This window comes from uncultured Microbacterium sp., assembly GCF_963521695.1.
Taxonomy (GTDB): Bacteria; Actinomycetota; Actinomycetes; order Actinomycetales; family Microbacteriaceae; genus Microbacterium.
Genome location: NZ_CAUQWC010000085.1, coordinates 1 through 12351, shown reverse-complemented (window position 1 = coordinate 12351; position 12351 = coordinate 1). Strand labels below are relative to the sequence as shown.

At 71.0% G+C, this 12351-nt stretch carries 11 protein-coding genes; 3 read left to right on the top strand and 8 right to left on the bottom strand.

The features are described 5' to 3' along the window. Positions 1 to 56 precede the first annotated feature (56 nt). The 3 genes from chvE to RWP81_RS08275 form a co-directional block, all read right to left on the bottom strand. A complete protein-coding gene (gene chvE, locus RWP81_RS08285; protein ID WP_314454701.1) occupies positions 57 to 1163 on the bottom strand; it encodes a multiple monosaccharide ABC transporter substrate-binding protein in 1107 nt (368 codons plus the stop codon). 320 nt (positions 1164 to 1483) lie between these two features. After that, positions 1484 to 2509: a LacI family DNA-binding transcriptional regulator gene (locus RWP81_RS08280; RefSeq protein ID WP_314454699.1), complete on the bottom strand. Its 1026-nt coding sequence runs from the start codon at positions 2507 to 2509 to the stop codon at positions 1484 to 1486. Between the two features lie 8 nt (positions 2510 to 2517). Further along, entirely contained in the window at positions 2518 to 2664 is a 147-nt protein-coding gene (locus RWP81_RS08275; protein ID WP_314454697.1) for a hypothetical protein, read from the bottom strand. Here RWP81_RS08275 and RWP81_RS08270 point away from each other — a divergent pair. Continuing rightward, the gene (locus RWP81_RS08270; RefSeq protein ID WP_314454693.1) at positions 2663 to 3643 is read left to right on the top strand and encodes a Gfo/Idh/MocA family oxidoreductase; all 981 of its coding nucleotides are present in this window, start codon (positions 2663 to 2665) and stop codon (positions 3641 to 3643) included. The genes RWP81_RS08275 and RWP81_RS08270 overlap by 2 nt on opposite strands. Before the next feature lie 92 nt (positions 3644 to 3735). After that, positions 3736 to 4596 carry an NYN domain-containing protein gene (locus tag RWP81_RS08265; RefSeq protein WP_314454691.1) on the top strand — a complete coding sequence of 287 codons (861 nt, stop codon included), beginning with the start codon at positions 3736 to 3738 and terminating at the stop codon, positions 4594 to 4596. 114 nt (positions 4597 to 4710) lie between these two features. Here RWP81_RS08265 and RWP81_RS08260 read toward each other — a convergent pair whose 3' ends face one another. Further along, positions 4711 to 5337, bottom strand: coding sequence for a hypothetical protein (locus RWP81_RS08260; protein ID WP_314454689.1), 627 nt, complete (start codon positions 5335 to 5337; stop codon positions 4711 to 4713). 85 nt (positions 5338 to 5422) lie between these two features. Beyond that, positions 5423 to 6985, bottom strand: coding sequence for an ATP-dependent DNA ligase (locus RWP81_RS08255; protein WP_314454686.1), 1563 nt, complete (start codon positions 6983 to 6985; stop codon positions 5423 to 5425). 382 nt (positions 6986 to 7367) lie between these two features. On the opposite strand from RWP81_RS08255, the gene RWP81_RS08250 reads away from it, so the two are divergent. Further along, positions 7368 to 9020, top strand: coding sequence for a RecQ family ATP-dependent DNA helicase (locus RWP81_RS08250; RefSeq protein WP_314454683.1), 1653 nt, complete (start codon positions 7368 to 7370; stop codon positions 9018 to 9020). 868 nt (positions 9021 to 9888) lie between these two features. On the opposite strand, the gene RWP81_RS08245 is transcribed toward RWP81_RS08250, so the two are convergent. From RWP81_RS08245 to RWP81_RS08235, 3 genes are all read right to left on the bottom strand, one after another. Continuing rightward, positions 9889 to 10296, bottom strand: a complete 408-nt coding sequence (locus tag RWP81_RS08245; RefSeq protein WP_314454680.1) for a hypothetical protein — start codon at positions 10294 to 10296, stop codon at positions 9889 to 9891. A gap of 72 nt (positions 10297 to 10368) precedes the next feature. Continuing rightward, positions 10369 to 11145 carry an LLM class flavin-dependent oxidoreductase gene (locus RWP81_RS08240; protein WP_314454677.1) on the bottom strand — a complete coding sequence of 259 codons (777 nt, stop codon included), beginning with the start codon at positions 11143 to 11145 and terminating at the stop codon, positions 10369 to 10371. Continuing rightward, complete coding sequence (locus RWP81_RS08235; protein WP_314454674.1) at positions 11142 to 12023, bottom strand: LLM class flavin-dependent oxidoreductase; 882 nt, start codon at positions 12021 to 12023, stop codon at positions 11142 to 11144. The genes RWP81_RS08240 and RWP81_RS08235 overlap by 4 nt, the downstream gene beginning before the upstream one ends. Between the last annotated feature and the right edge of the window lie 328 nt (positions 12024 to 12351).

Sequence of the window (12351 nt, the reverse complement as noted above, 5' to 3'; positions counted from 1 at the left end):
ACCCGGTCGGGTCGCGGCGGAGGCGGGGCGGGAGGGCCGGAGCCCTCCCGGCGGGATCAACCCAGGTCGGCCTCGGTGTAGTAACCGCTGTCGATCAGGATCTCCTTGTAGTTGTCCTTCGTGACAATGGTCGACTCGAGGAGGTACGACGGGACGACCTTCTCGCCGTTGTCGTAGGTCTCTTCGTCGTTGACCTCGGGGGTCTCGCCCTTGCGGATGTCGTCGACCATGGTCACGGCCTGCTTCGCCAGCTCGCGCGTGTCCTTGAAGATCGTCGAGTACTGCTCACCGGCGATGATCGACTTGATCGAGCCGACCTCGGCGTCCTGACCCGTGACGACGGGCAGGTCGCTGGCGGAGTAGCCACCCGAGGTGAGGGCCGAGATGATGCCGATCGACAGACCGTCGTAGGGCGAGAGGACACCCTGGAGCTTGGTCGAGCCGATGACGGTGAGGATGTTCTCCATGCGCTCCTGCGCCGTCTCGGGCAGCCAGCGGAGGATCGCGGCCTGACCGAACTCGGTCTGACCCGACGGGACGACGAGCGTGCCCTTGTCGAGGTAGGGCTGCAGCGTGTCGATGGCGCCCTGCCAGAAGAACGTGGCGTTGTTGTCGTCGGGGCTACCGGCGAACAGCTCGACGTTGAAGGGACCCGCAGCACCGGTGTCGGCGCCCGATGCGTCGAGCACCCCGAGGCCGGTGAGCAGCGACGTGGCCTGCTGCACGCCGACCTTGTAGTTGTCGAACGTGGTGTAGTAGTCCACGTTCGGCGTGCCGTTGATGAGGCGGTCGTACGCGATGACGGGGATGTCGGCGTCGGCGGCCTGCTGCAGCACGTCGGTGAGGGTGGTGCCGTCGATCGAGGCGATGATCAGGGCGTTGGCGCCCGAGGAGATCATGTTCTCGATCTGCGAGACCTGGGTGGGGATGTCGTCGTTGGCGTACTGCAGGTCGACCTGGTAGCCGAGCTCCTCGAGCTGCGCCTTGACGTTGTTGCCGTCGGCGATCCAGCGCTCCGACTGCTGGGTCGGCATCGCGACGCCGATGATGCCGCCCGCCTCTTCTTCGCCGCCACCCGCGTTGCCGCCGGTACGGTCGCCCGCGCAACCCGCGAGACCGATGCCGAGCGCCAGGACGCCGGCTCCGGCGACCGCCTTGAGCATGCTGTGCTTCTTCACTCTGGTTCCCTCCATTGGGTGTTAGTCGCGATGTCTCCCCCTGGAGTCCATCGCAGGCACTGCTGACGGGTCATTCCGAGCACACGGCCTCAGGGGCGAAACGAAGAGCCGGTCGGTGGCGCGGGTGAACCCGCGTCATTCGAAACGTCTTCGTCTCGACGGATCCGCTCCGCAGCGAGTCCCGTCGGCCGTGTGGCCCGGTCATGTGACCGTTCACATTGTGTGTGTGATGCTACCCCGCTCGGCGGTCGACCTGTCAAGTCCCGATGCGAATGACATCGAGCCGTTGCCGAAACGTGACGAAGTCAGCGCGAGGGCGGCGCGGTCGAAGACCGCACGATCAGACGCAGGTGATCGGGCTCGGCAGCGGGCACGTCGCCCTCGAACTCGCCGAGCGAGGTCAGTAGGTCGGCTACGGCGCGCTTGCCGATCCCCATGAAGTCCTGCCGCACGGTGGTCAGCGGCGGCCAGAGATGAGCCGATTCGGGCACGTCGTCGAAGCCGACCACCGAGATGTCTTCGGGGACCGAGCGACCTATGGCCCGAACGGCATGCATGAACCCCAGCGCCATATGGTCGTTCCCGGCGAAGACCGCCGTGACGTCTTCCGTGCGCAGCAGCTCGCGTCCGGCCTCGTAACCGAACTGCGCGGTCCAGTCACCCAGCACCGGCGGGCGCGGGGGGAGGTCGTTGGCATCCATTTCCGCCAGGTAGCCCCGCATGCGGTGGTCGGCCTCGATCCAATCCCGCGGGCCGCCGATGTGCAGGATGCGGGTGTGCCCCAGCTCGATCAGATGACGCACGGCGGCACGCGCCCCCGCCGCCTGATCGTTGTGCGAGGTCGAAACCCCCGTGGATGCCACGGTCTGCACCGGCACCGGGAGCTTCAGCTCCTCGAGGATCGGGATCACACGGGTCTGCGGCGCCACCGCGATGAGCCCCTCGATCGACTGCTGCATGAGGTGGTCGATCGAGGCGCGCACGTCGTCGGGGTCGCTCGTGGCGAGATTCGTGACGGTCAGCCGATAACCCGCGGCGCGTGCGGCGGACTCGATCGCCTGCACCATGGATGCCACGCCGTGGGTCGTCACGCGCGGGCCGAGCACGCCGATGAGACGCGATCGACTGGTCGCCAGGGCTCGAGCGGCTTGATTCGGCACGAACTTCAGCTCGGCGATCGCCGAACGCACCTTCGCCGCCGTCTCGGGGCGCAGCTGCGAGCTGTTGTTGATCACCCGCGAGACAGTCTGGTACGACACCCCCGCCACTCGGGCGACATCGCGGATGCTCGGGGCGCGCCCTGTCGCCTCCGGGATATCGGTGTCGCTCATCGTCCGCCTCATTGCGGGTCGCGCGCTGCTGCGTGACCGGTCACACGAGGATAGCCGACGACGCGAGAGGGGTGCACCCGGCGATCCACGAACACGTTCGTGCGGGTGAACCCGTGACCCGGGGTGCCCTCGAGCGCCGATACGGTGGATGCCATGACCGGACTGCACTGGGGCATCCTCGCGACGGGCGGCATCGCCCACGCCTTCACCTCCGACCTGCGCACGGCGGGCCTGCACGTCGCCGCCGTGGGCTCCCGCCACATCGACAGCGCCCGCGAGTTCGCGGCGCAGTACGACATCGCGAACGCCCACGGCTCGTACGAAGAACTCGTGGCCGACCCCGACGTCGACATCGTCTACATCGCGACCCCGCACCCCGGCCACGTCGACAACGCCCTGCTCGCGCTGGACCACGGCAAGCACGTGCTCGTCGAGAAGCCCTTCACGCTCAACGCGACCGAGGCGACGATCATCCGCGACCGCGCCGCCGAGAAGGGCCTGCTCGCCATGGAGGCGATGTGGACGCGCTACCTGCCGCACATGGTGCGCATCCGCGAGATCCTCGCCGCCGGCACCCTCGGCGAGGTGCGCGTCGTCTCGGCCGACCACACCCAGAAGCTCCCCACCGACCCCGCGCACCGCCTCAACGACCTCGCGCTCGGTGGCGGCGCCCTTCTCGACCTGGGGATCTACCCCATCTCGTTCGCCGTCGACGTGCTCGGACTGCCCGAGCGCATCACCGCCCTCGCCCGCCTCTCGGATGCCGGGAGCGACGCCGAGGTCGCGACGACGTTCGTGCACACGGGCGGCGCGATCTCCACCACGGTGTCGTCGTCGCGGGGCGCCGGCACGAACGCCGCGCAGATCGTCGGAACCGAGGCGCGCATCGAGATCGACCGCGTCTGGTACACGCCCACCTCGTTCCGCGTCGTGTCGCCCGAGGGCGATGTGCTCGAGGAATTCTCCTCCGAGGTCGAGGGGCGCGGCATGCAGTACCAGGCGCTCGCCGCCGAGCGCTTCGCGGCCGGTGGCGCCGCGAACGACATCCTGCCGATCGACGAGACCGTCGCGATCATGGGCGTGCTCGACGAGGTGCGCCGCCAGATCGGCGTCGTGTACCCCGGCGAGCGCTGAGCACCAACCCCCGCGGTCCTTGCACGGGAGGTGTTTCCGCCTTCCCGGGCGCGGGGTTCCTGCGCGCCCGGCGGACGGGTCAGACTGGAGTCATGCCCGACACCCAGACCGCCCGCGTCGCCGTCTACCTCGACTTCGACAACATCGTGATGTCGTGGTACGACCGCGTTCACGGGCGCAACGCCTATTCGCGTGACCGGCAGAAGATCGCCGACAGCCCGGTCGACCCCGAGATCACCGAGCGGCTGACGAAGGCGACGATCGACGTGGGCGCGATCATCGACTACGCGGCGTCGTTCGGCACCCTCGTGCTGACCCGGGCGTACGCCGACTGGTCCGCTCCGGTCAACGCCGAGTACCGCTCGCAGTTGGTGGCCCGCGCGGTCGACCTCGTGCAGCTCTTCCCCGCGGCGGCCTACGTGAAGAACGGCGCCGACATCCGCCTGGCCGTGGATGCCGTTGAGGACATGTTCCGCCTCCCCGACCTGACGCACGTGGTCATCGTCGCCGGCGACAGCGACTACGTTCCCCTCGCGCAGCGGTGCAAGAGGCTCGGGCGGTATGTCGTGGGCGTCGGCGTGGCGGGGTCCACCGCGAAGTCGCTCGCGGCGGCCTGCGATCGCTTCGATGCGTACGATTCCCTGCCCGGCATCCCGAACCTGGCCGAGACCAAGAAGGATTCCCCGCCCTCGCGACCCCGGGCGCGCAAGCGCTCGAAGGACCCGGCTGTCGACCTGCTCGAGCGGGCGATGCAGCTGGAGGGCGAGCGCGCCGACGGAGAGTGGCTGCACGCGTCGGCGGTGAAAGACCTGATGAAGCGTCTCGACCCCTCGTTCAGCGAGAAGGCGTTGGGGTTCCGCAGCTTCTCGGACTTCCTGAAGGCGCAGACCGAGCACGTCGAGGTGGACGAAGAGTCCAATGTCGTGCAGGTCAAGGCGGTCGTCCGCGGCTGACGGAGAGGGCCTCGGCGATCAGCGTCGCTCGACGCGACGTGCGCGAGAAGCCGTGCCCACGCCGCGCCGGAGATCGCTGCGATCGTGCGAGGCTGACGGCCGGCGTCTCCGCGGTCAGCGTCGCTCGGTACCGGGGGCGACGTGCACGAGCACGCGCTCCCAGACCGAGGTGAGCGTCACGTGTCCGTTGACCGAGGTGATCTCGGCGTCGGGCACGACCTCGGCCTCGGCCGAGCGCATCCGATCGACGTACCACCCGGCATCGCCGGAATCGGCCGGACCGTCGCCCCCGACGACGACCAGCACCTCGGCGTCGAGATGGTCGAGGAGAGGCGTGCGCAGGTCGCGGCTGAGCGGGTCGGACGGGCTCTGCACGCCCACGATGGCCAGGCGGTCCACGACGGGGCCCAGGGCTGCGGCGAGATAGATCGCGATCGGGCCGGCGGAGCGCTCCCCCACCAGTCCGACGATGGCGCCGGGTGCCTCGCGACCGACCAGCTCTCGCAACGCCTCCACGGTGAGACCGGCGGGAGTCTGCCCGCCGAAGACTGGCGGGTCTTCCAGCTCGGGGGCGTCGAGCCCCACGGCGACCACGCGCACGTCGTGTCCGGAGGTGACGCGCGCGTCAGGATCGGTGGTGGCCGCGTCGCCGGTGCGCAGAACGAACACGGCGCGTGGCGCTCCGGGTGTTCCGAAACTGCGGTAGCCGAGCTCGCCGTCGAGCCAGGGTGCGAGACTCATCGCGTCGTCCTCTCGGTCCCGCGATCTGTCGCGGGACGGTCTGTTCGCCCACCCGGCGCCTGCCGGCAGCGTGCTGCCCGCGGCATCACCCCTCGCCCGACTCATCGGAGCCGGCCGACCCGCCGCCCCCGGGGAGGAGCGACCGCAGCGTGTCGATCGTGTCGGCCTCGGCCGCGGTCTTGTCGGAACGGTAGGCCTTCACGCGCGCGAAGCGCAGCGCCACGCCGCCGGGGTATCGCACTGATCGCTGGACGCCGTCGATCGCGATCTCGACGACCGTGTCGGGCACGACGCGGATGCCGCCGGGGATGTCCCCTGCCTCGCGCTCGGAGAAGTGCGCGGTCTGCCAGGTCAGGAGCTCGTCGGTGAGGCCCTTGAACGTCTTGCCCACCATGACGAAACCGTCGGGCTGCCCGAAACGGCCCGCGGGGTCTCGCGCCCCGAGGTGCAGGTTCGAGAGCCAGCCCGAGCGCCGCCCCGAGCCGCGTTCGACGCCGAGCACGACGAGGTCGAAGGTGTGCACGGGCTTGACCTTGAGCCAGCTCTTGCCGCGCCGACCAGCCGTGTACGGGGCGTCGAGGCCTTTGACCATCACGCCTTCGTGACCGGCCGCGAGGGCATCGCGCGCGAACGCATCGGCGGTCTCGACGTCGTCCGTGGTCACCGCCGGGATGCGCCAGGGCGAGGCGATCCTCTCCAGTTCTTCGAGTCGGGCCGACAAGGGCTCGTCGACGAGGTCGCGCCCGTCGATGTGCAGGACGTCGAAGAACCACGGGCGCAGGGCGATCTCGCGCGCCGTCTCGGCACCGAAGCGCGCCATCGTGTCTTGGAAGGGACGCGGACCCCCGTCGTCGTCGAGCGACAGCGTCTCACCGTCGAGGATGACGTCGTCCACCGGCAGACCGCGGACCACCTCGACGATCTCGGGCACCCGGTGGGTGACATCGGCCAACGTGCGGGTGAACACGTGCACCTCGTCACCGTGCCGGTGCACCTGCACGCGGGCCCCGTCGAGCTTGTACTCCACCGACGCCCGGCCGGCGACACCCAGCGCGTCGGCGACCGATGTGGCGGTGGAGGCGAGCATCGGCTGCACCCCGCGACCGACGATGAGGCCCACGGCGGCGAGATCGTCGACCGTGCCGGTCAGGGCCACACGCGCCGTCTGGCCGAGGTCGCCCGAGAGCATCGCGGCGCGCCGCACCGCGGCACCGTCGCGGTCGGAGGCACGAGCGACGGCATCGACGAGCACCCCCTCCAGCGCACCCGTTCGCAGTTCGCCGGTCATGACGCGGATGAGCAGCTGCCACTCCGCCGCCGTCGCCCGCTCGGCCAGCGTGTCGAGGAGCGCCGTGCGGACCGCCGCCGACCCCGCACCGCCGATCCCGGTCAGCCGCGAGAAGGCCTCGTCGACGTCGTCGACCGTCAGCGAGGGCTCGCCGGCGTGCGATCCGCCGCGGCTCGACAACGTGCGCCAGCCGACACCGAGACGACCCTGACGCGGCGACGCCGTCAGCAGGCCCACCGCCGGCACGATCTCGTCGGGCGCGAGGGACCGCAGCACCGCGGCGAGAGCGTCGACCTTCGCCAGCCGCGAGCGTGTGTTCGTCACCGTCGCGAGGGCGGTCTCGATGTCGCTGAAGAGCATGTCGGCATCCTGGCACTCCCCTCCGACATCGGCCCGGCGCTTGCGTCGTCGCTGCGCCCGTGGCATCCGGGGTCCGACCCGCACCGCGGTCTCCCGCGCGGGCCGTCGCAGGACACAACCCCGCATCGGGCCGGCGCACGGTGGCCGACGCCGCACGCGCGTCCCGGGCGAGGCTGCGTTCGCCGGGTCCGGGGGTGCGCCGAACCCGCGCGGTCCCGACTCCGATCGGGCGCGGACTCGGTCGGTCGATGCGGGCTCGGCGTCGACGCCTCACGCCGTTCGTGACGGTCGCCGTCCATCACACGTCGCCGATCGCCGCAACCCCCGGCGCGATGTCGGAGGTCTGAGATGTGCTGGGGGCTCCCCCAGGAATGAGGCATCCGTGAACGCTCCCGCCACCCTCGAACAGTCCGCCCGCACCGCCCGTGAGGTCTTCGGGTGGGACGACCTGCTGCCGGGGCAGGCCGAAGCGATCGACGCGGTCGTCGGCGGACGCGACACGCTCGTCGTGTTCCCCACCGGCGCGGGGAAGTCGGCGGTGTACCAGATCTCCGGTTGCGAACTCGGCGGCGTGACCGTGGTGATCTCACCGCTGCTGGCACTGCAGCGCGACCAGATCGACTCCATCGACGCCGCTCCCGATGCTCCCGCCGCCGTCGCCCTGAACTCCCGCACGAGCGCGTCGGCCAAGAAGGCCGCGTGGGCCGCGATCGAGAGCGGCGACGCCGTATACGCGTTCCTCGCGCCCGAGCAGCTGGCGAACGCCGAGGTGTTCGATCGCCTCGCGAAGGCCGATGTGCGTCTCGTCGTCGTCGACGAGGCGCACTGCGTCTCGGCGTGGGGCCACGACTTCCGACCCGAATACGCGCGGATCGGCGACGCCGTCGAGGCGCTCGGGCATCCGCCGGTGCTGGCGCTGACGGCCACGGCATCCGCCCCCGTCCGTGACGACATCGTGTCGAGTCTGGGCATGCGTGAGCCGCACCTCGAGGTACGCGGCATGGATCGTCCCGAGATCCACATGGCGGTCCGCCGTCACGAGCACGATGACGACAAGCGTCGCGCCGTCATCGCGGATGTCCAGGATGCCGGCGGCCCGGCGCTGCTGTACGTGGCGACCCGCAAAGAGACCGACGCGTACGCCGACGAGCTCACCGCTCTCGGCCTCCGGGCGGCCGCGTACCACGGCGCGATGGCTCAGAAGCGGCGCGACGAGGTGCACTCGGCGTGGAGCGCGGGTGAACTCGATGTCGTGGTCGCGACCTCGGCGTTCGGCATGGGCGTCGACAAGAGCGACGTGCGCCTGGTCGTGCACGCCGACGTCACCGAGTCGCTTGATTCCTACGCACAGGAGATCGGCCGCGCGGCGCGCGACGGGAAACCCGCCCGGGCGATCCTTCACTACCGCGCCGAAGACTTCTCGCTGCGGTCCTTCTTCGCCGGCGGGCACGCAAAGCGCGCCGACATCGCCGGCGTCTGGGACGCCCTGCGGCGCGCGAAATCACCCCTGCGCACGAAGGACATCGCCGAAGAGGCCGGCCGCTCGACCCGCGTCATCGGTCGCGTGCTGAACCAGCTCATCGCGTGCGGTCTGGCCGTGTCCGGCCCCGAGGGCGTCTCGGTGCAGGACCAGGTCTCGGCGGGCGATGCAGTGAGCGCCGTCCGCGAGCGTGACGAGGCCGAGCAGCGCATTCGCGCGTCGCGCATCGAGATCATGCGCGGCTATGCCGAGACGACCCACTGCCGCCGACGTGCGCTGCTCGAGTATTTCGGCGTCGAGACGTCCGAGCAGTGCGGGGCGTGCGACCGCTGCGACCGCGGCGCCGCGGGTCCGGTCGAGGTGGACGGCCCCGCGGACGCAGACGAAAGCGGCATCCGGATCGACTCCGTCGTCGAGCACGGCGAGTTCGGCACCGGCACGGTCATGGGGATCGAAGACGACCGACTCACCGTGTTCTTCCCCGAGCACGGCTACAAGGTGCTCGCCCGCGCGGCTTTCGAGAACGGCATCCTCGAGCTCGGCGAGGCGGCGTAGGACTCCGGCTGGCGCGGGTCGGGGTCGCGGGTCGGGTCGCGGGGGCGGCTCGTCGGGTGTGCGGCTGCGCGAGGGGCGGGCTATGGGGCGACCACCGACCGCCCCGACGCGCAGTGCGCGTCCCGCGCCGCACCAGCTGCACCGCCCCACGGACCTCGTCACCGGGTTGGGGCGTATTCCGCCCTTTGGGGCGCACGAAACACGCCCCGAAGCGCGAATCCCGCCCCACACAGGGACCAGCCGCACCGCCCGAGGGACCTCGTCACCGGGCTGGGGCGTATTCCGCCCTTCGGGGCGCATGAGTCACGCTCCGAAGCGCAAATCCCGCCCACACAGGACCGACCGCTGCGGCGATGACGGTCGGGGCACGTTTCGGGCACCGGGGCGGCCACCGACCGCCCCGACGCACAACGCGCGCCCCACGCCGCACCAGCCACACCCCCCAGCGACCTCGTCACCGGATTGGGGCGTATTCCGCCTTTCGGGGCGCACGAAAAGCGCCAAAGCGCGAATCCCGCCCCAATGCGCGAATCCCGCCCGAAACAGGGACCGGCCGCACCGCCCGAGGGACCTCGTCACCGGGGCGGGGCGTACTCCCCCCTTCGGGGCGCACGAAACACGCCCCGATGCGCGAATCCCGCCCCACACAGGACCAGCCGCTGCGGCGGTGACGGTCGGGGCACGTTTTGGGCACCGGGGCGGCCAACGACCACCCCGACGCACAACGCGCGCCCCACGCCGCACCAGCCACACCGCCCAAGCGACCTCGTCACCGGATTGGGGCGTATTCCGCCTTTCGGGGCGCACGAAACACGCCCCGAAGCGCGAATCCCGCTCCAAAACAGGGACCAGCCGCTGCGGCGAGGGGTCAGCGCTCGCGCGTCGCCCACCACGCCCACGCGACGAGCGGCACCTGAAGGAACAGGCGGATGAACCGCGCACGGTCGGTATTGAGGCCCGGCGCAGAGCGACCCGTGCGCCACTGGTGCACGTTGCCCGGGAACACGGCGACGAAGAACGCGGCGATGACCGCACCGATGCGGCGGCGTTCGCGGGGCAGTGAAATCAGCGCCGTCCCGAGGAGCATCTCGACAGCTCCGGATGCGACGACGATGGCGTCCTTGTCCGTGTGCAGCATCCGGGTGGCCCAGCCGGGCACGACGATGCGATACCCCCGCCGTCCCCACGTGAGGTGACTGGCGCCCGCCCCCACCAGCAGCAGGGCCAGCACCCCGCGCGCGACCGATCGGATGGTGAGACCTCGACGACGTGGCATCCGGTCAGTCTCCCACCCGAAGGAGGCGGTCTGGCCACGGTCTCGCGATCCGCGCGTTCATGCGGTCGACGCTCAGCCCGGCAATGGCGCCGCCCGACCGACGAAGTCGAGGTACGCCTCGACCGTGTCGTCGGGGACGACCGCGCGCAGCACGATCTCGTCGGCCGCGGCGGTGTAAGCCTCCAGTGATCCACCCAATTCATCGACGTCGCGGATGGTCGTGTCGGCGGCATCGACGCCCATGCGTCGGAAGTTGGCGGCGTAGTTCGGGAACGACGCGTAGCGCGCGGTCTCAGCGTCGAGGCGTTCTCGCGCAGCCGGGACGATTGCCGTTCTCACATAGACGGCGACGTGCGCCGCGGGTGAGATCGCGTGCGCCGCGTCGGCCTGGGCGCGCGCCTCGGTGGGCGGCACCCAGTTGAGCAGCACTCCCTCGGCACGCTCCGCCCCCGTGCGCCGCATCTTCGGCCCCAGCGCTCCGACGACCACGCGCGGGATCCCGGCGTCATGCAACACCTCGATGGCCTGACGGACGCGGGCGAGCGCCCCTTCCTTCGCCACGCCCGAGCCGACGCCGAGCGTCAGCCGGTCGAGCGGAAGACCCAGGGATGCCACCTCGGTGGCGATCACGTCAGCGGGTCGGCGGTCGACGGGCACGACGCCGGTGGCGAGATGGAGGCGCTCGGTGACGCGCGCGGCCGCGGCCAGGGCGGCGAGAGCGTCGCCGTCGGGGGTGTCGTTGACCCACAGCGTGTGGAAACCCGCGTTCTCCACCGCCGGGGCGATGCGGGCGATCGCGTCGGGGCCGAGCGATCCGGCGAGTCCGAGCGAGACCGCGCCTCTCGTCATGAGACGCCGCCGGCGTTCGGCACGGCCACGGCGACCTGGCCGACGGCGGCGTAGAAGGCCGCCAGGTCGACCTCGTCGGTGGGGAGCAGTACCACGTCGTCGACACCCGCCGCCTGGAACCGCGCCACGCCCTCGGCGACGTCGTCCACCGAGCCCGCCAGCACGCGGTCGGCCGCGTCGGGGCGGTCGCGCATCGACGCCATCGCCCGTTCGTGCGCGTCAGGACCGAAGGCGGTGAGGACGTAGGCCACGACATCCGCACGGCCCTCGCGTGCCGCGGAGGTGCGCGCCGCCTGCACCGTCTCGACGGCGGCCGCGATCTCGGCGACGGTGTGCCGGCTGTCGAGCACGACTCCGTCGGCGACGGCGCCGCCGAGGGCGAGAGTCTTGGGGCCTTCGGCCGCGGCGTACACCCGCGGCGGCGAGGCGGGCGGCCAGTCGAGCGTGACGCCTCGGAGCTTCACGTAACGCCCCTCGGTGCTGACCGTCTCGCCCGCCAGCAGCGCTCGAAGCGCGGGCAGCTGCTCCTGCATCAGCGTGAGCGGCGACGCCGCCTTTGCGCCGATCTGTCGCATCCAGTCCTGTACGCCGTGCCCGAACCCGGGCAGCAGGCGACCGGGGAACATCCGCTCGATGGTGGCGACCTCCATCGCCGAGGCGGCGACGTTGCGCAACGGGAAGGGCGCAATGCCGACCCCGATGCGCAGATGGTCGGTGACCGCGAGAGCGGCGGCGGCCGCCGCCCATGCCGAGGATCGGAAGCAGTCTTCCCACAACCACAATTCTTCGACCCCGGCATCTTCGGCCGCGCGCGCGGCGTCACGCAGTTGCTCGGGCGGGTGCGGATACGGGCTGAAGATCGTGCCGATACGACTCATGCGTCTACTCTGCCCCGAACCTCCGACATCGGGGCAGGGGCTTCCGTCCGTGCAGGATTCCGCGAAATCGTGGTCGCGGGCCCCCTTCACGCGCCCGCGACGACACGACGCAGGAGTTCGGCGCGAGACCGGGCCCGACGCGCCACCGAAGCGCGGGCTACGGCAAGAATCTCCTGCGTTGTGTCCGGTGACCCGGCGCGACGACCGTCGAGGGATGCCAAACCTCCGGCACCCCGCCCGAACGACCCCGCGCAGCGCCCGTCCAGGGATGCCGAACCCGCACGCGCCGTGAGGCCCCAGCAACGCGCCCGCGGGCCCCCGCGTGCGC